The following is a 21,134-nucleotide window of genomic DNA, read 5'->3' as shown; positions in this document are numbered from 1 at the left end:
AATGCACATGAGCCATTTCATCCAGCTGCACCTGCTGACCGCCTATCCGCCCGCTAACCTCAACCGTGACGACCTGGGGCGCCCCAAGACCGCCATCATGGGCGGCGCCAAGCGATTGCGCGTCTCGTCGCAGAGCCTCAAGCGCACCTGGCGCACCTCGGCATTGTTCGAGGAAGCGGTGGGCCAGCACCGCGGCATGCGCACCAAGCAAGTGGGGATTCAGGCCTCCAAGCGCCTGCAGGAAAAGGGCGTTAAAGAAAAAGACGCCCGTGACTGGGCCACGGAGATCGCCAAGGTGTTCGGCGATGTGGACAAGGGTGAGCTGGAAACCAGCCAGCTGGTCCACGTCGGCCCCGAGGAGCAGGCCGCGGTCGATGCCTTGGTCGAGAAGCTGGCCGACGAGCATCGCGCACCGGAGAAGGAGGATCTCGACCTGCTGCGCCACAAGCCATCGGCCGTGGATATCGCGCTGTTCGGTCGCATGTTGGCGGCGTCTCCGGCCTTCAACGTCGAGGCCGCCTGCCAGGTCGCCCATGCCGTTACCGTGCATGCCGCCGAAGTCGAGGACGACTACTTCACGGCGGTGGACGACCTCAATACCGGCGACGAGCACCGCGGGGCGGCGCATGTCGGCGAGGCCGGGTTCGGTGCGGGCCTGTTCTATAGCTATGTGTGCATCGATCGCCGGCTGCTGATCGAGAACCTCGACGGCGATGAGGCCCTCGCCGATCGGGCCATCGCCGCCCTGGTGGAAGCCGCCGTGAAGACCTCGCCCAAGGGCAAGCAGAACAGCTTCGGCTCCCGCGCCCACGCCAGCTACGTGTTGGCCGAAAAGGGCGACCAGCAGCCACGCTCGCTCTCGGCCGCCTTCCTGAAGCCCGTTCCGGGGCAGGACCAGGCACGGGATGCCATCGCGCGCCTGGAGCGCCAGGCACAGGCCTTCGACGATGCCTATGGCCCTGGTGCCGAGCGGCGCTTCGTCGTGGCCGCGGACCCCGACTACCGGGAGCCGCGTCTGCATGGCGGTGTCGCCATGGGTAGCCTCACCGAACTGGCCGACTTCCTGACCAACGAGCAGTAAGGAGCCCTCATGACGGAGTATCTGGTCTTTCGGCTCTATGCGCCGCTCGCCAGTTGGGGCGAGGCGGCGGTGGGGGAATCGCGCCCCACCGCCACTTACCCGGGGCGCAGTGCCATCATCGGGTTGCTTGGCGCGGCATTGGGAGTGCGACGGGATGATGATGAAGGGCAACGACAGTTGCGCGATGGCGTCGGTATCGCCATCAAGCAGCGCTCCCCCGGCAGCCTGATGCGCGACTACCACACCGTGCAGGTGCCGGCATCGCAAGCCAAGGTGACCTACCGCACCCGGCGGGATGAATTGAGCGCCCCGCACAAGATCATCAAAACCATCCTCTCCAGCCGCGACTATCGCTGCGACGGCTTATGGACCGTCGCGATCTGGTTGACGCCACAGGCGGAGCTGACGCTCGAGGACCTGGAGCAGGCGCTCAAGACGCCGCGATTCCCCCTCTACCTGGGGCGCAAGGCGTGCCCGCCAGCGGCGCCTCTGGCGCCGCGTCGGGAGGCGTTCGCCCGGCTGCGGGATGCCCTGGATGCCGGCTTTCCTCCGCTGTGGGGACAGGATCAGGTGGAAGAGCGCAGGGCCCTGAGATTGCCGGACAGCGTGGTCTACGCCTGGGAAGGTGATACCAAGGCTCTGGATGGCAATGATCAGGGCGTGGAATCCAGCGAGGTCTGGGATGTGCCGCTCAATCGACGTCGCTGGCAGTTCGGGCCGCGTGCCGAATGCCGGCGCATCGCGCGAACAGGGGAGGAACGCTGATGTACCTTTCACGCGTACGTGTCGATCTCAACGGCCTCTCCCGGGGGGCGCTGTTCGAGATCATGGGCGGTGGGGCCTACGCCGCCCATCAGCTGCTCTGGCGCCTGTTTCCGGAGCATCAAGGCCAGCGGCCGTTCCTGTTTCGCCAGGAAATGGACGAATCCGAGGACGGAGGCGCGCCCCGGGGCCTGCCGTTGTTCTACGTGCTATCCGATCGTGAACCGGTGCCGCTTCCCGGCCTGCTAGAGGCGCAGTGCAAGTCGTTTTCCCCGGCGCTGAACGTCGGGGATCGGCTCGCTTTCCGGCTGCGAGCCAACCCGACCGTCGCAAAGTCGGTGGTGGGCAAGCGGGGGCAGCGTGCCGATGTGCTGATGGCGGCCAAGTACCCCTTCGTGGCCGGCGAGGCGCGGACCAGCCAGGCCTGTACCGAGGCGATGGATGAGGCTGCGCGTGCGTGGCTGGCGGAACGCGCCGAGTCTTGGGGATTCCGCTTGCCGGTCGAGCCGGAAGTCGGGGCCTATCGACAGCATGCCTTGCCGAAGGACAAGGGGCGTCCCATCCGTTTTTCCAGCGTCGACTATGAAGGTTTGCTGGAGGTCGCCGACCCGGGCCGGTTGATCGAAACGTTGGCCCAGGGCGTCGGGCGTGCCAAGGCGTTCGGCTGTGGTTTGATGCTGTTACGCCGACTCTGATCGGCTTCGGGCAAGGAGGCCGAAATGGGATTCATTCCGCTCAAGCCCATCCCCGAGAAGGACCGCATGTCGATGACCTTCGTTGGCATGGGGCAGATCGACGTACGTGACGGGGCCTTCGTTGTCATCGATGAGGTCAACGGGGAGCGGATGCATATCCCCGTTGGCGCGGTGGCCTGCTTGTTGCTGGAGCCAGGCACCCGGATCTCGCATGCCGCGGTCAAGCTGGCCTCGGCCGTCGGTACCCTGCTGATCTGGGTCGGCGATGCCGGGGTTCGTCTCTACAGCGCCGGCCAGCCCGGCGGGGCGCGCTCCGACAAGTTGCTCTACCAGGCGCAACTGGCGCTGGATGACCAGCTGCGCTTGAAGGTTGTGCGCAAGATGTTCGAGCTTCGATTCGGCGAGCCGCCGCCCTCGCGACGCAGCGTTGATCAGCTCCGAGGCATGGAAGGCGCTCGAGTCCGCAAGACTTATCAACTGCTCGCCAAGCAGTTCGGTGTCAAATGGCAGGGTAGACGCTATGACCCTACCCAATGGGATGCCTCGGACGTGGCCAACCAGTGCCTGTCCGCCGCCACGGCCTGCCTGTATGGCATTACCGAGGCGGCGATTCTGGCCGCAGGCTATGCGCCGGCCATCGGCTTCCTGCACACCGGCAAGCCGCAGAGCTTCGTCTACGATATCGCGGATATCGTGAAATTCGAGACGGTGGTGCCGGCGGCCTTCAGGGTCGCGGCGAGGAGTCCGGTGGCGCCCGAACGCGAGGTGCGTATCGCCTGTCGCGATGCTTTCAAGCAGACGAAGCTGCTGCAGCGGTTGATTCCGATGATCGAGGAGGTGCTGGCGGCCGGCGAGATCGACCCGCCACTCCCGGCGCCCGAGGCCATGCCGCCGGCTATTCCCGAGCCGGAATCCGTCGGCGACCAGGGACACCGGAGCAAGTAGCGATGGCAATGTTGGTGGTGGTGACCGAGGCGGTGCCGCCGCGCCTGCGCGGTCGGCTCGCCGTATGGCTGCTGGAGATCCGTGCCGGCGTCTACGTCGGTGATGTCACCAAGCGTGTTCGCGAGATGATCTGGGAACAGATCGATGCACTGGCCGAGGAGGGCAATGTCGCCATGGCATGGGCCAGTAACCATGAGTCTGGCTTCGAGTTCCAGACCTATGGCGAGAATCGCCGCGAGCCGATTGATCATGATGGTCTCCGGCTGGTGCGTTTCCTACCACCTAAGCTAACCAATTGATGTCATAGGCTCTTTAATAATGTGAGTTGATCAAAAAGTAAGCAAGATCGCCGGTGGACTTTTTGCAGGCGATTTTCTTCTTGATAAACAAGTGGCTACAATTAGTCCGGTCCCCGCAGGCGCGGGGATAACCCGGTAGAGGCGATCCTGGCGGCGACCAGCTCGGCCCGGTCCCCGCAGGCGCGGGGATAACCCGGTGGTGGGGCAGTCGTGGCTACAGCGGCCTAACCGGTCCCCGCAGGCGCGGGGATAACCCGGCGGCAGATAGAAAGCGAATTCTGACTCGATTCCGGTCCCCGCAGGCGCGGGGATAACCCGGCGGCCTGCAACGCGGCCAAGCGAGGATCTTCCCGGTCCCCGCAGGCGCGGGGATAACCCGGCTCTCCAATTGGAGGGCCTTTCGCTTTTGCCCCGGTCCCCGCAGGCGCGGGGATAACCCGGTTTCGTACTTGATGGTATGCCGGAAATGGACCCGGTCCCCGCAGGCGCGGGGATAACCCGATAAAAGCGCAGTCCCCGAAAAGAAGGTGGCTCCGGTCCCCGCAGGCGCGGGGATAACCCGTCGTTACATGATTCCCCAGCTTCATTTCGGTTCCGGTCCCCGCAGGCGCGGGGATAACCCGCTGATCGGGCGCAACCCCTTCACCGCCGCCGCCCGGTCCCCGCAGGCGCGGGGATAACCCGCTGGACAGGACCGAGGAAGAACGGGACGCACTCCGGTCCCCGCAGGCGCGGGGATAACCCGATCATGGAGCTGAAGTACCACGGCGACCTCGCCCGGTCCCCGCAGGCGCGGGGATAACCCGGCGCGTCTGTCGGTATCCCTGGACCATTTGATCCGGTCCCCGCAGGCGCGGGGATAACCCGGTCACGCGTGTCGACGTTGCCTATGATGATCTCCGGTCCCCGCAGGCGCGGGGATAACCCGAGTATGAATATATGCGATCTGGCTTTGTGTCACCGGTCCCCGCAGGCGCGGGGATAACCCAGGACCGGATCGACAACCTGAAGCCCGGGACAACCGGTCCCCGCAGGCGCGGGGATAACCCGGGCGGCGAGGGCCGCTGGCATCGATTTGGAGTCCGGTCCCCGCAGGCGCGGGGATAACCCGGTCTGCCCCCGCAGCGCCACCTGGTGGTGGCCCCGGTCCCCGCAGGCGCGGGGATAACCCGATATTGAAGAACGGTTGAATCGTTGGATCGATCCGGTCCCCGCAGGCGCGGGGATAACCCGCTGCATGTGCTGTTGCAGGCCACCGAGGTGTCCCGGTCCCCGCAGGCGCGGGGATAACCCGCTGGAGAGGACTGAGAACTTACCCCCGTATTACCGGTCCCCGCAGGCGCGGGGATAACCCGACCCTCGAGGCCTGGGGCACCTGGGGTATCTCCCGGTCCCCGCAGGCGCGGGGATAACCCGATGTGCAACTTGCGATGCTCGGTGCTGGTGGACCGGTCCCCGCAGGCGCGGGGATAACCCGTCGCAACTGATCCGCGAGCTGGTCCCGGCGAACCGGTCCCCGCAGGCGCGGGGATAACCCGACATTTGCCGCCGAGCACGACATGGCCATGGTCCGGTCCCCGCAGGCGCGGGGATAACCCGCGAGAGCGCTGAATGATGTCCTGAATCGCCGGCCGGTCCCCGCAGGCGCGGGGATAACCCAGTCGATGGTCCGCTTGTAGTAGGCGAACACGACCGGTCCCCGCAGGCGCGGGGATAACCCGCTCAATCCAAGTATTTAAACGCTCCCGAATATCCGGTCCCCGCAGGCGCGGGGATAACCCGACTCAGGAAGGGGAGTTTAAAGCAAGCTGGACCCGGTCCCCGCAGGCGCGGGGATAACCCAGTCGCAAGCCGATACCGTCGCAGACCTAACCTCCGGTCCCCGCAGGCGCGGGGATAACCCGCCCACGATCGTCCGGGCCGGCGAGCCAGTCGACCGGTCCCCGCAGGCGCGGGGATAACCCGGCGGCCGGCGACACACGCTGCCGGATGCGCCACCGGTCCCCGCAGGCGCGGGGATAACCCGTGCTCGTTGAGCTCGTCGCGCAGCTCGGACAGCCGGTCCCCGCAGGCGCGGGGATAACCCGAAATCGTCGGCGCCGAGAGAGCTCGGGGCGCCCCGGTCCCCGCAGGCGCGGGGATAACCCGGATGCCAAGACGCGAGCTCGGGTCCGCCAAGCCCGGTCCCCGCAGGCGCGGGGATAACCCGCTGGGCCTGTCGGGCGGCACCCTCCAGGACTTCCGGTCCCCGCAGGCGCGGGGATAACCCGGCACCTATTACTACCGGGTGCAGGATCATGAGCCGGTCCCCGCAGGCGCGGGGATAACCCGGGTGAGACCTTCCGAGGCTTTGTCCGCGCCCTCCGGTCCCCGCAGGCGCGGGGATAACCCGACAGACTCCGACATCGCCAACGCTATCGCCGCCCGGTCCCCGCAGGCGCGGGGATAACCCGGCCCTGGCCAAGGACCTCAAGGTGCCGGTGATCCGGTCCCCGCAGGCGCGGGGATAACCCGTGCGCGAGCGATGATGCCGCCAACCGCAGCGCCCGGTCCCCGCAGGCGCGGGGATAACCCGATGGTCATGACGGCTGGCCCTCCATCAGGTAGCCGGTCCCCGCAGGCGCGGGGATAACCCGCGCCAGGCCCAGGTCCTCGAGGCGGTGGTGTCCCGGTCCCCGCAGGCGCGGGGATAACCCGGCCGGCTTCTCCCACGAGGAGGCCTGCCTGATCCGGTCCCCGCAGGCGCGGGGATAACCCGAACGAGGAGAAGCGGCAGGGCAAAGACTTTACCCGGTCCCCGCAGGCGCGGGGATAACCCGCCGGGGCTGGTCAGCCGGGTGGTGCTGATGGACCGGTCCCCGCAGGCGCGGGGATAACCCGATCCCACCGTCTGGCTCGCTGAGGACACGGGCCCGGTCCCCGCAGGCGCGGGGATAACCCGTCGCAACTGGTGCGGGCGCTGCTGCCGGCGTCCCGGTCCCCGCAGGCGCGGGGATAACCCGGCCAAGGCCGCCCTGCTCGACTACCTCCAGGCCCGGTCCCCGCAGGCGCGGGGATAACCCGTCTTGGTTTCATCTTGGTCGTTTACATACTCGCCGGTCCCCGCAGGCGCGGGGATAACCCGCGAGAACTTCGACGCGCTGGCCGATGACCAAGCCGGTCCCCGCAGGCGCGGGGATAACCCGACGATGGCGGCAATAATCCCATGGTTAAAATCCCGGTCCCCGCAGGCGCGGGGATAACCCGCTGGCCACATCTCTTGCCTGGGTCGCTTTCTACCGGTCCCCGCAGGCGCGGGGATAACCCGGCGGAGGCGCTCGCCGATGCCGCCCACTATCGCCGGTCCCCGCAGGCGCGGGGATAACCCGTACCGCACTCGTCCAGGACCAGGAGACCATTTCCGGTCCCCGCAGGCGCGGGGATAACCCGCAGTCATCGTTGACATTGTCACTAAACAACTTCCGGTCCCCGCAGGCGCGGGGATAACCCGCCGTCCAGCGAGGCCCTCATCAGAGGGTGCACCCGGTCCCCGCAGGCGCGGGGATAACCCGTCATCGAGAAGGTGCAGATGCGCGCCAACGCCCCGGTCCCCGCAGGCGCGGGGATAACCCGCGAGTGCTGTTCCTGGACCTGGACCCGCAGGCCCGGTCCCCGCAGGCGCGGGGATAACCCGGCCGGTTGCTTGTGGGCGGTGCGTTCTTGGCCCCGGTCCCCGCAGGCGCGGGGATAACCCGCGATCCTAGAATTCGTCCGCGCCTACCACCCCCCGGTCCCCGCAGGCGCGGGGATAACCCGTCCTTGTCATCTCAGAGTCGCCGCTGAGTTCGCCGGTCCCCGCAGGCGCGGGGATAACCCGGCCGGCCTGTCCAGCGCCGCCCGCATCGTCACCCGGTCCCCGCAGGCGCGGGGATAACCCGCCATTGCCACCTTCCGTCTGCGTCCTGCGCCCCGGTCCCCGCAGGCGCGGGGATAACCCGTTGGCCACATCGCTTGCCTGGGTCGCCTTCTACCGGTCCCCGCAGGCGCGGGGATAACCCGCTGTTGCTGTCGCCGGGCGAGACTTCGCCCATCCGGTCCCCGCAGGCGCGGGGATAACCCGCAGATGCTGCAATCCGCCCCTGGCGATGCTGGCCGGTCCCCGCAGGCGCGGGGATAACCCGCTGGAAACCTCCATCGACGGCCGGCGCCTGTCCCGGTCCCCGCAGGCGCGGGGATAACCCGCTGGCCAGTGACATCAACGTCGCGATCATGAACCGGTCCCCGCAGGCGCGGGGATAACCCGTCCTGGTCGGTGCCGTATTGCTCCCCACCGACGCAGAGAACGCCAGGCGCGCCGGTCCCCGCAGGCGCGGGGATAACCCGCGTCTGACCAGTGTCACCGGTCACCCACTTGTCCGGTCCCCGCAGGCGCGGGGATAACCCGCTGGCCAGTGACATCAACGTCGCGATCATGAACCGGTCCCCGCAGGCGCGGGGATAACCCGTCCTGGTCGGTGCCGTATTGCTCCCAGCCTTTCCGGTCCCCGCAGGCGCGGGGATAACCCGGAAGTTGGTCTGCTTCTTGTTGTCCAGCAGGCCCGGTCCCCGCAGGCGCGGGGATAACCCGGATGTCAGGGCCGAGCCGTATTCCGTACAGGTCCGGTCCCCGCAGGCGCGGGGATAACCCGGTGCAGAACCCGGACACCGGCGATATGGAGCCCCGGTCCCCGCAGGCGCGGGGATAACCCGGGCAGCTTGCGGTGTCTGAGAGGACAGCATGCCCGGTCCCCGCAGGCGCGGGGATAACCCGTTTAAAGAACATCCGCTTTATCCCCCCGCTTACCGGTCCCCGCAGGCGCGGGGATAACCCGTCATATTCGTTATTCACCTGCCCCGCGATATACCGGTCCCCGCAGGCGCGGGGATAACCCGTTGTACTGCGCGAAGTTGGGGACCGTGGGGACCCGGTCCCCGCAGGCGCGGGGATAACCCGTTCCCGGCGCGGGAAAGGCTCCAGGCGGCCATCCGGTCCCCGCAGGCGCGGGGATAACCCCAGTGCTCTGAACGGATCTTCGGCTACGACGGCCCGGTCCCCGCAGGCGCGGGGATAACCCGATGGAAAAAGAGGAAGAGGACGCCCAGAAGAACCGGTCCCCGCAGGCGCGGGGATAACCCGCGATAAGAAACACCTTCCAGCCGATACCTGATCCGGTCCCCGCAGGCGCGGGGATAACCCGCGCAGCCTGGCGCCCTGGCCCAGCAGCTCCCCCGGTCCCCGCAGGCGCGGGGATAACCCGGCCCTGACGATGCTCTCGCTGTCGGGGCTGTCCCGGTCCCCGCAGGCGCGGGGATAACCCGCCTGCCATCGAGTGGCTGGCGATTCAGCTGGACCGGTCCCCGCAGGCGCGGGGATAACCCGCTTTCCAAGCGTCCCAGCCTCAAGGGCAAGTTCCGGTCCCCGCAGGTGCGGGGATAACCCGACCTCCTTCTTGAACTGTCGCTCCCACTCCCGCCGGTCCCCGCAGGCGCGGGGATAACCCGCTCGAGAAGGAGATGCGCCTGCTGGTGCCGGTCCGGTCCCCGCAGGCGCGGGGATAACCCGGCCGCCACCACTCCGCGCCAGCACGACGGCCGCCGGTCCCCGCAGGCGCGGGGATAACCCGGGGGCCTTGCCGAGACCGGACAGTTCGAAGACCCGGTCCCCGCAGGCGCGGGGATAACCCGGATAATGGCAGCGTTTGACGAGGAAGCCGAGACCGGTCCCCGCAGGCGCGGGGATAACCCGTGCTCCCGCACGGCCTCGTAGACGCCCGGGATCCGGTCCCCGCAGGCGCGGGGATAACCCGGACTATTTCGCCGCGGTGGAGAGCCACAAGGCCCGGTCCCCGCAGGCGCGGGGATAACCCGGGCATGGGGAGCTGCCAGCGCAGCATGTCGACCCGGTCCCCGCAGGCGCGGGGATAATAACCTGCCTCCGCAGCGGAGGTAGGGTAAGTTCTATCCCCTGTTTCCGCGGGTGCAGGGGTATCCAGCCATCGGCAGGGTAGGTAGGGGAGGTTCTATTTCCGGTCTCCGCGGGTGAAGGGGTATCCAGCCGTCGGCAGGGTAGGTAGGGGAGGTTTTATCTCCGTTCGCCGCGGGTGTAGGGGTATTCTGCCGTCAGCAGGGTAGGTAGGGGAGGTTCTATTCTCAGTCTTCGCAGGAGCGGAGATAACCCGATGACATGGGTCGGGTTGTGCTTCTTTGCTCTGCGTGTCTTTTGTTGTGGGTTTTACGGCAAAGGCCGAGGCGGCATGGTCCATTTCACTCTGTGACTAAACACTTAGAATCTTGGTGTCAGTCCACAGGGCCTGCCTCTACAGACCTTTGACCTGTCGGAAGACCCATTGCCTCGAGGGTGGAATCGGATGCCTTGGGACGAGGCGGCGTGGTCGCTGCTGAGGTCACATCCTGTCAAGTGGTACAAATCCAGTCTTCTTGTTGCCCCGCTGGACTAAGCTGATTGAGGAGTCATAACCAGAGCAGGGGGGCAGGTATGAAGTTAGCTGGGATGGTAACTGTCGCAATGATCGCTGGAGGTTTTTACAGTAGCGTTGACGCGAGCGATTGGTATTTGAAGAATGGCCAGCTCATCTGCACAACCCAATCGGCTTACCGCGAGCAGATTCAGTATCTGTCACACGGAGTTAGAGAAGCTGTGCCGGGCTGCGGGGTGACGGAAAGACGGTATCGAGTGGTCCCATTGGACATCAACATCATCGCGCCGAGCAAAGTGCGTATCATCGACATGAGAGCTAACGGGTGGGTTGATGCAAGCAGTGCAATTGAGCTGACTGGTGAGTAAGTCGCTATCGACTAGAGCGTCTTCCAGAAAGGTGCGGAGCTGGAATCTCAGTCTGTCGTTCTTACCATTTTCCAATGGGCGGATAGGTGGGCGGGTAAACAAAAAAACCAGCCGTAAATGGCTGGTTTTAAAAGAAAGGTGGCGGAGGGACAGGGATTCGAACCCTGGGAAGGCTCTCACCTTCGCCGGTTTTCACGATCGGTGCATTCAATCGTTCTACCAAACCTGCGTCTAACGTCGATGTACTCAACTAGTTTTCCGGAATTTAGTCCACTATCGTGTCAACTATTGGTTGAAGGCAGGGTTTACAGGTGCGGGGCAAGCGTCCTGTTTTCACATCCGTCTGGATAGCTGGTCATGGCTTGTTGTTGCTGTCGCGTGGAACCCATATGGAACCCATAGCGAGACAAACGAAAAACCGCCACCCGGCATGATCCGTAAGTGGCGGTTTCTCTTGATGTTCATGGTCGGAGCGACAGGATTCGAACCTGCGACCTTTGCAACCCCATTGCAACGCGCTACCAAGCTGCGCCACGCTCCGACGTTCTCTTTTAGCCTTGGCCATGATGCTGTCTGGCCCCCGAGAACGAGGCGTATACTAGCGCGTTCCGTGGCAAATGAAAAGCCCCTTTTGCGCTTTTGTTTCAATTGCTTGGCCCTGCTGGCCCGGGCGGTGCCGGTGCGGCCCGGGTTTGTCACAATAACGTCCTGAAACGGGAGCCGTAAGACACGAGTCGAGCCGGGGAGGGCGACCATGCCGTTGATCATGGGAATGAGCATGCTGCTGGCATGCCAGATGCTTGGGGAACTGGCGGCCAGGGGGCTGGGCCTGGCGATACCGGGGCCGGTGATCGGCATGGTGATCCTGCTGGTGACCCTGATGACGTACGGCAAGGTGCCGGCGAGCCTCAGGATGACGGGCGAGGGGCTGCTGCGCTACCTGACGCTGCTGTTCGTGCCGGCGGGGGTGGGGCTGATGGTCCATGGCGCCCTGATCGGCGCCGACTTCTGGCCGATCGTGGTGACCCTGATCGGGGCCACCGCCGTGACTCTCGCGGTGACCGGCTGGGTGCTGACGCGGCTGACACGGCTTCAGGGGCGCCGGCCCAGGAGGTCGTCATGAAGGTCGCGGCCCTGGACCAGCTGTGGGTCTACCTGTCGGGCAACCCGCTGCTGTCGCTGCTGATCACCCTGCTGGCGTTCGTGCTGGCGGTGAGGATCAACCGTGCCCTCGGCGGGACGCCGCTGCTGCACCCGGTGACCTTGGCCATCGCCATGCTGATCGGCTTCCTGCTGCTGGTGGACATGGACTACGCCAGCTATTTCGAGGGGGCCCAGTTCATCCACTTCCTGCTCGGCCCGGCCACGGTCGCGCTGGCCATCCCGCTCTACGATCACCGCGAGCGCGTGCGGCGCCTGTTGCTGCCGTTGCTGGTGGCCTGCCTCACCGGCATCGTCACCGCCGTGGCGAGCACCCTCGGGCTGGCGATGCTGTTCGGGGCGCGTCACGAGACCTTGATGTCGCTGGCGCCGCGCTCGGTGACCTCGCCGATCGCCATGGGCATCGCCGAGCAGATCGGGGGGATTCCCTCGCTGGCGGCCGGACTGGTGCTGCTGACCGGCTCCATCGGCTGCATCCTCGGTCCCGCCATCTTCCGCCTGTTGCGGGTCACGGACCCGGCGGTGCAGGGCTTCACCATGGGGCTGGCCGCCCACGGCTTCGGCACCGCCCATTCCTTCGCGCGGCTCGGCGCCGTCGCGGGGGCGTTCTCGGGGCTCTCCATGGGGCTGACGGGGCTGCTGACGGCCTTCCTGCTGCCGCTGATCACGCGCCTGATCGGGCTCGGCTAGTCGCGTCCCGCGGGCTTTGATGGCCCCGCGGGGCGACGCGGCGGGTCGATCAGAGTTCCTCCCAGATCCGATTGCGAAAGTCCTCCGACAACTCGGCCACCTTCTCGAGCCGCTGCATATGGGTCTGGGTGACGTGGTGCATGAGCTGCTGGTAGCACTCTTGGATGTCCTGCGGGTTGGCAGGGGTCTCGCTGTTGATGCACCCGGACAGTCGCTGGCCGCTCTCGGCCAGCGCATGCAGGCACTGTGCCTCGAATTGCATGGCTTCCGCGAGGCTCTCCATCCAGGCCAGCTGCATGCGGGCCATGGGCGTGACGCCCTGGAGCCACTGCTGGCTCCACCATTGCATCATGGCGTCACTGGGCGCCTTGAGCGCATCGGCGGCATCACCCTGTTGTTCGGTCATCACGGGTCTCCTGGAAGTGTCGGGAACAGGCATGCGGGGGCCACGAACGTGGTCTCCACCGCATCAGTTTTAGTATAGAAGGGGCATGCCTGCCTCGTTGGTCCCTTTGCGATGCCGCCGGCCTCGATGACGGGAATCAACGCCCCGTCGCCGTCACGCTGGGCCATACTCCCGGGGCAGACACCCAACGCTGAGGAGCTCGCCCATGTGGAGCGTGATCAAGTCGGTGCTGGCCGCCTTCTTGGGGATCCAGAAGGAAGCACGTCGGCGCGAGGACTTCGCGAAGGGCCGCGCCGGCCCCTTCATCGTCGTCGGCGTGGTGATGGGCCTCGTGCTGGTCGTGCTGATCGCCCTGGTGGCCTCGCTGGCCGCGAAATGACGCCTCGCTGAACGTTGATTGCCGCGTTTACGGGGGCCGACTCCTGTCGCCGGCGTCGTGCCATCGGGCTTCTATACTCGATCAAGGCATCAAGGCATGGCTAATACAACAACACGATTCAGGAGGGGGCGATGCGCAAGCGGCTCGTGTTGATGGCGGCGGGATTCGCCTTCACGGGACTGTCCCAGGGGGTGCTGGCCAACGGCTGGAACATGCCGGTCGGGGTGACCGACGTCAGTCGCGAGATCCACTCCCTGCACATGATCATCTTCTGGATCTGCGTGGTCATCGGGATCGTCGTCTTCGGCGCGATGTTCTATTCGCTGTATCGCTACCGTCACTCCCAGGGGGCCAAGGCCACCCAGTTTCACGAGCACACCACCGTCGAGATCATCTGGACCGTCATTCCCCTGCTGATCCTCGTCGGCATGGCCGTCCCGGCCACGGCCACCCTGAAGACCATGTACGACGCCTCCGAGGCGGACCTCGACGTCATGGTCACCGGCCAGCAGTGGCGCTGGCGCTACGACTACATGGGGGAAGAGGTGGCCTTCACCTCGAACCTGGCCACGCCCCGCGCACAGATCGAGGGCAGCGACGCCAAGGACGACAGCTACCTGCTGGAGGTCGACGAGCCGCTGGTCCTGCCGACGGGACGCAAGGTGCGCCTGCTGCTCACCTCCGACGATGTCATTCATTCCTGGTGGGTGCCGGATCTGGCGGTCAAGCAGGATGCCGTGCCCGGCTTCGTCAACGAGAATTGGGTGCGCATCAACGAGCCCGGCATCTATCGCGGCCAGTGTGCCGAACTGTGTGGTCGCGACCATGGCTTCATGCCGGTGGTGGTCAAGGCGGTGGAGCCCGAGCAGTTCGACACCTGGCTCGCCCAACGCAAGGAGGCGGCGGCCCAGGAGGCCATGGGCGTGGACCGCGAATGGTCCCGGGAGGAGCTGATGGAGCGCGGCGAGCAGGTCTACGGCACCATCTGCGCGTCCTGTCACCAGCCCGACGGTTCCGGCAATCCGCCGGCCTTCCCGGCCCTGGCCGGCAACCAGGCGCTGATGGACGATCGGGAGGGGCATGTCGAGACCGTGGTCAACGGCGTCTCGGGCTCCGCCATGCCGGCCTTCCGCAGCACCCTCAATCCGGTGGAGATCGCCGCCGTGATCACCTATGAGCGCAATGCCTGGGGCAACGAGACCGGTGATGTCATTCAGCCCTCGGCGATTGCCGAGCAGCTTTCCGACTAGCCGGGCAGTATCCCACCCCCACGAGACGGCAACCAGGGAGAACTTCGATGGCGTCGCACCTGCCTCCCAAGCCCATCGCGCAGTATGAAGAGACCGCGAGCGGCGGCCTGGCCGCCGGGGCGCAGCATGCCCCGCGTGGCCTGATGCGCTGGCTCCTGACCACCAATCACAAGGAGATCGGCACCCTCTACCTGATCTTCTCCCTGACCATGTTCTTCATCGGCGGCATCTTCGCCATGGTGATCCGGGCGGAACTCTTCCAGCCGGGGCTGCAGCTGGTACAGCCGGAGTTCTTCAACCAGATGACCACCATGCATGGCCTGATCATGGTGTTCGGGGCGGTGATGCCGGCCTTCGTGGGGCTGGCCAACTGGATGGTCCCGCTGCAGATCGGCGCCCCCGACATGGCCCTGCCGCGGCTCAACAACTTCAGCTTCTGGCTGCTGCCCGTGGCCTTCCTGATGCTGCTGTCGACCCTGGTGATGCCCGGTGGGGCGCCCAACTTCGGCTGGACCTTCTATGCGCCGCTGTCCACCACCTATGCGCCGCCGTCGACGACCTTCTTCATCTTCTCGCTGCACCTGGCCGGCATCAGCTCGATCCTGGGGGCCATCAACATCATCGCCACCATCCTCAACCTGCGGGCTCCGGGGATGCGCCTGATGGACATGCCGCTGTTCGTGTGGACCTGGCTGATCACCGCCTTCCTGCTGATCGCGGTGATGCCGGTGCTGGCCGGCGTGATCACCATGATGCTGCTGGATATCAACTTCGGCACCAGCTTCTTCAACGCGGCGGGGGGCGGCGACCCGGTGCTCTTCCAGCACCTGTTCTGGTTCTTCGGCCATCCCGAGGTCTACATCATGATCCTGCCGGCCTTCGGCATCGTCTCGGTGATCATCCCGACCTTCGCCCGCAAGCGGCTGTTCGGCTATGCCTCGATGGTCTACGCCACGGCGTCCATCGCCATCCTGTCGTTCCTGGTCTGGGCCCACCACATGTTCGTCGTGGGCCTGCCGCTGGTGGCGGAGCTGTTCTTCATGTACAGCACCATGCTGATCGCGGTGCCCACCGGGGTGAAGGTGTTCAACTGGATCACCACCCTGTTTCGCGGCTCGATCAGCTTCGAGCCGCCGATGCTGTTCGCCCTGGCCTTCGTCGTGCTGTTCACCATCGGCGGCTTCTCGGGGCTGATGCTGGCCATCTCGCCGGCCGACTTCCAGTACCACGATACCTACTTCGTGGTGGCGCACTTCCACTACGTGCTGGTGCCCGGGGCGGTGTTCGCGATCATGGCCGGGGTCTATTACTGGCTGCCCAAGTGGACCGGCCACTATCCGCACCTGCGCCTGTCCCAGTGGCACTTCTGGCTGTCGGTGATCGGCGTGAACCTGACCTTCTTCCCCATGCACTTCGCCGGGCTCGCGGGCATGCCGCGGCGCATTCCCGACTACGCGCTGCAGTTCGCCGACTTCAACATGGTGACCAGTCTCGGCGCCTTCCTGTTCGGCGCCTCGCAGCTGCTGTTCGTGTGGGTGGTGATCAAGTGCGTGCGCGGCGGCGAGAAGGCGCCGGCCCGGGCCTGGGAGGGGGCCGAGGACCTGGAGTGGAGCGTGCCGAGTCCGGCGCCGCTGCACACCTTCGAGACGCCTCCCGACTTCCAGCCGCAGCAGCACTGAGCTCGGGGGACTGGCATGGCGGCGAACGACGAGCAACAGGCGAGACAGGCGGGGGTCCGGCGCACCGTGGCCCGGACGCTGGTGGTGCTGGCCGGCATGTTCGTCTTCGCCTTCGCGCTGGTGCCCCTCTACGACGTCTTCTGCCAGGTGACGGGACTCAACGGCAAGACCAGCGGCCGCGCCCAGGCCCTCGAGCATGCCGATGTCGATGCTTCTCGCACCATCACCGTGCAGTTCATCACCCGGGGCAGCCCAGGCCTGCCCTGGGAGCTGGAGACCGATACGCGCCAGCTGCGCGTGCACCCCGGCGAGAGCCGCGAGGTCTTCTTCCGCTTCCGCAACCGGGGCGAGCAGGCCAGCCGGGCGCGGGCCGTGCCCAGCGTGTCGCCCTCCGAGGCCTCCCTGCACCTGCGCAAGATCACCTGCTTCTGCTTCCAGGAGCAGCGCCTCGCCGGCGGGGAGCGGCTCGAGGCGCCGCTGGTCTTCCAGCTGACGCGCGACCTCCCCGACGATATCAAGACCGTGACCCTGGTCTACACCCTCTATCCCGTGGAGCAGGCGCTGGCACGGCGCTACCTGGGGTTCATCAGTGAAGGAGACCAAGCATGAGCGGTGGCAGCTACTACGTACCGGCCTCCAGCAAGTGGCCGGCGCTGGCCTCCCTGGCGATGGGGGCGATGATGGCGGGAACCGGCACCCTGCTGGTGCATGGCATCGCCGGCCTGCCGGTGATGGTGGTGGGCCTGCTGGCGATCCTCGCGGTGATGACGCTGTGGTTTCGCGATGTCATCCACGAGTCGCGCAGCGGCCTCTACGATGCGCAGATGGACCGCTCCTTCCGCTGGGGCATGGGCTGGTTCATCTTCTCGGAGGTGATGTTCTTCGCCGCCTTCTTCGGCACGCTCTTCTACGTGCGCACCTTCGCGCTGCCCTGGCTGGACGGCGAGGGCGCCAAGGGGGTGGCCGCCCTGCTGTGGCCGGACTTCACCGCCTCCTGGCCGCTGATGAACCCGCCCGACGCGTCCATCGAGGGACCCCACGAGACCTTCAGTCCCTGGCACCTGCCACTGGTCAACACCCTGATCCTGGTCACCTCGAGCATCACCCTGACGGTGGCCCACGAGGGGCTCAAGGAAGGCTACCGCGACACCGCCCGCCACTGGCTGCTGGGCACCGTGCTGCTGGGGCTGTGCTTCATCACCATCCAGGGCTTCGAGTACTACGAGGCCTACAGCCATTACGGCATCACCCTGCAGGCGGGCATCTACGGGGCCACCTTCTTCCTGCTGACCGGCTTTCACGGCCTGCATGTGATCATCGGCACCATCATCCTGATCTCGATCCTGGCCAGGGTGCAGCGGGGGCACTTCTCCCGCGACGACCACTTCGGCTTCGAGGCGGCCGCCTGGTACTGGCACTTCGTGGATGTGGTGTGGATCGGCCTGTTCACCTTCGTCTATGTCTTCTGACCGGCCTCAGACACCGAGGTCGCCGATGTAGAAGCCGTAGACGAGCAGGGTCACCAGCAGCGCCGCCAGGCCCACCCGCAGCTTGAGGGAGACGAGCACCCGCCGCGAGCGACCGCCGTCCTTGATCAGGAAGCCGGCACCCGCCGCAAGGCTCGCCACCATGGCAAGAAAGACGAAGGCAATCAGGGTCTTGAGCAGCATGGAACACTCCGTGAAAGGATCCTCCACCAAGCGACATGCCGGTCGGCGCCTGACCCTCTGGTGCGGGTTCTGGGCCTGCCTGGTGGGAGTGGGGATGGCACTGGGACTATGGCAGTGGGAGCGGGCCGCCGACAAGCGCGAGATGCTGGCGCGCTTCGCCTCGGCGCCGCGCCTGGAGGCCCCTCGGACGGCGCCGCCGAACGGGACCCGCCTGACCCTGGAGGGAGAATACCTCGCCGACGAGACGCTGTTTCTGGACAACCGGACCCATGACGGCCGGCTCGGGGTGGCGGTGCTGACGCCATTGCGCGGCGAGGATGGCCGTCTGTGGCTGGTCGAGCGGGGCTTCCTGGCCACCGGCCCCAGCCGGGCGACGCCCGCCGTGGCCACCCCCGAGGGGACGGTCCGGCTGGCGGGCCGCTGGCAGGTCGCCGGCGCGTCGGCCCCGGTGTTCGGGCCCAATCGCGAGGGGCAGCGGCTGCAGCGCATCGACCTGGCCGCCTGGTCGTCCCCGGGGGCGTTCGCCCATGCCGGCTGGCTACACTTGGAGAGCGGCCCCGGCCATCTCGCCTCCTGGTGGCAGCCCAACGTGCTGCCCCCGGCCCGACATCTCGGCTACGCCGTCCAGTGGTGGGGGCTGGCCCTGGCCGCCCTGGTGATGATGGTCGTCGGTGGCCGCCGGCTGCGCCGAGACGGCCGTGCCTGTCAACGTTCCCCCGAGGAGTCGCGCCCATGAGCCTGTCCCGTCCCGCCCGTTCCCGGCTCAAGCTGGTCGCCCTGTTCGCGGTCTTCACGCTGCCCATGGCCATGGCCTGGGGCATGGTGGAGTGGCGCCTGGGCATCCCCGAGGGGCGCACCGCCCACGGCACCCTGCACCCCGGGGTGCCGGGGCTCGCGAGCTGGCCGCTGCGCGGTGTGGCCAAGGACGGTGCCGATGACTGGCTGCTGGCCTTCGATTGCCCGGGGAGCTGCTCGCAGGCGGCCGATCGCTGGTGGCGGCTGCATCGCGCCCTGGGACGCGATGCCCACCGGGTCAGCCGGCTGCGCATCGGCGGTAGTGCCCCGGCGCTGCCGGGCGAGGCCGTCGCCGCCTGGACGGGGGCGCCGCCGGCCTGGCGGTTGCCGGGGGCGCTGTGGATTCTCGATCCCGAGGGCCGGGCGGTGCTGCGCTATGCGGCCGACGTCGACACCGCGCAGGTCCTCGAGGACGTCGAGCGGTTGCTGCGTCTCAATCCCGAGCCGCCCCTGGCGCGGCTCCATGCGGAGTGAGGACCATGGCCATGGTCGAGGAGCGGGAGCATCGGCGACGCCGACTGCGCTGGCTGTGTCGGCTGACCCTGCTGGGGGTCGTGTTCACCGCCCTGGTGGTCCTGGCCGGGGCCTGGACCCGGCTGGTGGATGCCGGGCTCGGCTGTCCCGACTGGCCGGGCTGCTATGGGGCCCTGGTGGTGCCGGATGCCGGGCAGGCCATGGCGCACTCGCCGGAGGTCCCGCTGGAAGCCGCCAAGGCCTGGATGGAGATGATCCACCGCTACCTGGCGTCCACCCTAGGCCTGCTGGTCATCGCCGTGGTGGTGCTGGGCGCGTCCCTGCGGCGTCGCCTCGGCTATCCCTGGTGGCTGTCCCTGGCCCTGCTCGGGGCCATCCTGCTGCAGGGCGCCTTCGGGGCCTTCACCGTCACGCTCAAGCTGTGGCCCCAGGTGGTGACCCTGCACCTGCTCGGCGGGCTGACCATCATGGGGCTCTTCCTGTGGCTGCACCTGCGCTTGCGGCGGCTGGCCGCCGGTGCGCCACTTCAGGCGCCCCGGCGCCTGACGCCGCTGTGGGCGGCGGCCGTGGTGTTGCTGGTGGGCCAGCTGGCGCTGGGCGGCTGGACCTCGAGCAACTATGCCGGCATCGCCTGCCAGGGCTTCCCCACCTGCAACGCCCAGTGGTGGCCGGCGCTGGACTGGGCCGAAGGCTTCGACCTGGCCCAGACCGTGGGCCCCAGCTACCTGCATGGCCAGCTCCATGCCGAGGCCCGCACGGCCATCCAGGTCGGCCACCGCCTCGGAGCCCTGGCCCTGGTGGCCTGCCTGCTGACACTCGGGCTGCGCCACCGGCGTGACCCGCGGCTGCGCGGCTGGCTCGGCATGCTGTGCAGTACCTGCCTGCTGCAGGCCTCCCTCGGCATCGCCAACGTGCTGCTGTGGCTGCCGCTGTGGCTCGCCCTGTTGCACACGGCCGGGGCGGTGATGCTGGTCGCCGCCATGCTGCTGGCGGTCTGGCACTGGCGCTGGCCGGCCGCGCGCTGCCCGGCCGCCACTCGACAATACGCGGAAGGAGAGGAGCCATGCCCGATGGCATCGTGATGGCGCAGACGCGCCTCGAGGGGGGCGCGAGCTGGACCTGGCGCGACCTCCTCACCCTGTGCAAGCCCAGGGTGGTGGTGGTGATGCTGGTCTGCAGCCTGGTCGGCATGCTGCTGGCCGGGCCCTGGCCGGGAGCGGGCCCGCTGGTGTTCGGCCTGGCCGGCATCGGCCTGGCGGCCGGGGGCGCGGCGGCCTTCAACCACGTGGTCGATCGCCGGCTGGACGCCCTGATGCTGCGCACCGCGCGACGGCCGCTGGCCAGCCGGCGCCTGCCCACAGCGCTGGCGCTGGGCTGGGCGACGCTGCTGTCGGTGGCCGGGATCTCGCTGTTGCTCTGGCAGGTCAATGCCCTGACGGCCTGGCTGACCCTGGCCTCGCTGATCGGCTATGCCCTGGTCTATACCGCCTTCCTCAAGCGGGCCACCCCGCAGAACATCGTCATCGGCGGGGTGGCGGGGGCGGCGCCACCGCTGCTGGGCTGGACCGCGGTCACCGGCCAGCTGGGGCCCGAGCCGCTGCTGCTGATGCTGATCGTGTTCGCCTGGACCCCGCCGCACTTCTGGGCCCTGGCCATCCACAAGCGGGACGAGTACGCCCGGGCCGGCGTGCCGATGCTGCCGGTCACCCATGGCGAGGCCTTCACCCGGCTCCAGGTGTGGCTGTATGGCTGGCTGACGGTGGCGGTGACGCTGCTGCCCTTCGTCATCGGCATGAGCGGGGCGCTGTACCTGGTCGCGGTGCTGGCCCTGGATGCGCGCTTCATGGTGTGGAACTGGCGGGTCTGGCGTGGCCGCGACCCGGGCGCGCCGATCGCCGCCTTCTGGTTCTCGATCCGCTACATCCTCGGCGTGTTCGGGGTCCTGCTGCTGGATCACTACGCCGCCGCCTGGCCGGTGTAGCCAGCGGGCAACGGGATGGACGTCGCCGGGCCCTGGGCCCGGCG

The 21,134-nt window shown here is 67.3% G+C and carries 18 protein-coding genes, 1 tRNA gene and 1 CRISPR repeat array; of the genes, 16 read left to right on the top strand and 3 right to left on the bottom strand.

Annotated elements, in window-relative coordinates:
• Positions 1-7: 7 nt before the first annotated feature.
• Genes cas7e through cas2e form a run of 5 tightly spaced genes read left to right on the top strand, consistent with a single transcriptional unit; the run spans position 8 to position 3,782 of the window.
• Positions 8-1,081, top strand: coding sequence for a type I-E CRISPR-associated protein Cas7/Cse4/CasC (cas7e, locus tag QWY76_RS04385; RefSeq protein ID WP_290309884.1), 1,074 nt, complete (start codon positions 8-10; stop codon positions 1,079-1,081).
• Positions 1,082-1,090: 9 nt separating this feature from the next.
• On the top strand, positions 1,091-1,846 hold the full coding sequence (gene cas5e / locus QWY76_RS04380; RefSeq protein ID WP_290309883.1) for a type I-E CRISPR-associated protein Cas5/CasD: 756 nt from the start codon (positions 1,091-1,093) through the stop codon (positions 1,844-1,846).
• Entirely contained in the window at positions 1,846-2,538 is a 693-nt protein-coding gene (gene cas6e / locus QWY76_RS04375) for a type I-E CRISPR-associated protein Cas6/Cse3/CasE (protein ID WP_290309882.1), read from the top strand. Before cas5e ends, cas6e begins: the two co-directional genes overlap by 1 nt.
• A 24-nt stretch (positions 2,539-2,562) precedes the next feature.
• Positions 2,563-3,483 (top strand): type I-E CRISPR-associated endonuclease Cas1e, encoded by a 921-nt coding sequence (gene cas1e / locus QWY76_RS04370; protein ID WP_290309881.1) that lies wholly within the window; start codon positions 2,563-2,565, stop codon positions 3,481-3,483.
• A 2-nt stretch (positions 3,484-3,485) separates the two neighbouring features.
• Entirely contained in the window at positions 3,486-3,782 is a 297-nt protein-coding gene (gene cas2e / locus QWY76_RS04365) for a type I-E CRISPR-associated endoribonuclease Cas2e (protein ID WP_290309880.1), read from the top strand.
• A gap of 106 nt (positions 3,783-3,888) precedes the next feature.
• A CRISPR array of direct repeats spans positions 3,889-9,729; the repeat unit is 29 nt; unit sequence CCGGTCCCCGCAGGCGCGGGGATAACCCG.
• A 1,340-nt stretch (positions 9,730-11,069) separates the two neighbouring features.
• On the opposite strand, the gene QWY76_RS04360 is transcribed toward cas2e, so the two are convergent.
• Positions 11,070-11,146, bottom strand: a tRNA-Pro gene (locus QWY76_RS04360).
• Positions 11,147-11,359: 213 nt separating this feature from the next.
• Here QWY76_RS04360 and QWY76_RS04355 point away from each other — a divergent pair.
• Positions 11,360-11,728: a CidA/LrgA family protein gene (locus QWY76_RS04355; protein ID WP_290309879.1), complete on the top strand. Its 369-nt coding sequence runs from the start codon at positions 11,360-11,362 to the stop codon at positions 11,726-11,728.
• On the top strand, positions 11,725-12,456 hold the full coding sequence (locus tag QWY76_RS04350; protein WP_290309878.1) for an LrgB family protein: 732 nt from the start codon (positions 11,725-11,727) through the stop codon (positions 12,454-12,456). Before QWY76_RS04355 ends, QWY76_RS04350 begins: the two co-directional genes overlap by 4 nt.
• A gap of 49 nt (positions 12,457-12,505) precedes the next feature.
• On the opposite strand, the gene QWY76_RS04345 is transcribed toward QWY76_RS04350, so the two are convergent.
• A complete protein-coding gene (locus tag QWY76_RS04345) occupies positions 12,506-12,862 on the bottom strand; it encodes a hypothetical protein (RefSeq protein ID WP_290309877.1) in 357 nt (118 codons plus the stop codon).
• Between the two features lie 205 nt (positions 12,863-13,067).
• Between QWY76_RS04345 and QWY76_RS04340 the strand changes: the two genes are divergently transcribed.
• From QWY76_RS04340 to QWY76_RS04320, 5 genes are all read left to right on the top strand, one after another.
• Positions 13,068-13,241, top strand: coding sequence for a DUF2970 domain-containing protein (locus tag QWY76_RS04340; RefSeq protein WP_290309876.1), 174 nt, complete (start codon positions 13,068-13,070; stop codon positions 13,239-13,241).
• A 131-nt stretch (positions 13,242-13,372) separates the two neighbouring features.
• Complete coding sequence (coxB, locus tag QWY76_RS04335) at positions 13,373-14,491, top strand: cytochrome c oxidase subunit II (RefSeq protein WP_290309875.1); 1,119 nt, start codon at positions 13,373-13,375, stop codon at positions 14,489-14,491.
• Positions 14,492-14,538: 47 nt separating this feature from the next.
• Entirely contained in the window at positions 14,539-16,170 is a 1,632-nt protein-coding gene (gene ctaD / locus QWY76_RS04330; protein WP_290309874.1) for a cytochrome c oxidase subunit I, read from the top strand.
• A gap of 15 nt (positions 16,171-16,185) precedes the next feature.
• Positions 16,186-16,779 carry a cytochrome c oxidase assembly protein gene (locus QWY76_RS04325; RefSeq protein WP_290309873.1) on the top strand — a complete coding sequence of 198 codons (594 nt, stop codon included), beginning with the start codon at positions 16,186-16,188 and terminating at the stop codon, positions 16,777-16,779.
• Positions 16,776-17,639 carry a cytochrome c oxidase subunit 3 gene (locus QWY76_RS04320; protein WP_290309872.1) on the top strand — a complete coding sequence of 288 codons (864 nt, stop codon included), beginning with the start codon at positions 16,776-16,778 and terminating at the stop codon, positions 17,637-17,639. The genes QWY76_RS04325 and QWY76_RS04320 overlap by 4 nt, the downstream gene beginning before the upstream one ends.
• 6 nt (positions 17,640-17,645) lie before the next feature.
• Here the strand turns inward: QWY76_RS04320 and QWY76_RS04315 are convergent, their stop codons facing one another.
• Positions 17,646-17,840 carry a DUF2909 family protein gene (locus QWY76_RS04315; protein ID WP_290309871.1) on the bottom strand — a complete coding sequence of 65 codons (195 nt, stop codon included), beginning with the start codon at positions 17,838-17,840 and terminating at the stop codon, positions 17,646-17,648.
• Positions 17,841-17,850: 10 nt separating this feature from the next.
• On the opposite strand from QWY76_RS04315, the gene QWY76_RS04310 reads away from it, so the two are divergent.
• The 4 genes from QWY76_RS04310 to cyoE are packed head-to-tail and all read left to right on the top strand — an operon-like array spanning position 17,851 to position 21,090.
• Complete coding sequence (locus QWY76_RS04310) at positions 17,851-18,576, top strand: SURF1 family protein (protein ID WP_353960388.1); 726 nt, start codon at positions 17,851-17,853, stop codon at positions 18,574-18,576.
• The gene (locus tag QWY76_RS04305) at positions 18,573-19,109 is read left to right on the top strand and encodes a redox-active disulfide-containing membrane protein (protein ID WP_290309869.1); all 537 of its coding nucleotides are present in this window, start codon (positions 18,573-18,575) and stop codon (positions 19,107-19,109) included. Before QWY76_RS04310 ends, QWY76_RS04305 begins: the two co-directional genes overlap by 4 nt.
• A gap of 5 nt (positions 19,110-19,114) precedes the next feature.
• Complete coding sequence (locus tag QWY76_RS04300; RefSeq protein WP_435388944.1) at positions 19,115-20,191, top strand: COX15/CtaA family protein; 1,077 nt, start codon at positions 19,115-19,117, stop codon at positions 20,189-20,191.
• Positions 20,173-21,090: a heme o synthase gene (cyoE, locus tag QWY76_RS04295; RefSeq protein ID WP_290309868.1), complete on the top strand. Its 918-nt coding sequence runs from the start codon at positions 20,173-20,175 to the stop codon at positions 21,088-21,090. Before QWY76_RS04300 ends, cyoE begins: the two co-directional genes overlap by 19 nt.
• The last annotated feature ends 44 nt before the right edge of the window (positions 21,091-21,134 follow it).

The organism is Halomonas maura (assembly GCF_030409305.1).
Lineage (GTDB): Bacteria > Pseudomonadota > Gammaproteobacteria > Pseudomonadales > Halomonadaceae > Halomonas > Halomonas maura.
Note: the sequence above shows the minus strand (reverse complement) of the source record. Positions and strands in the feature narration are given on the sequence as shown.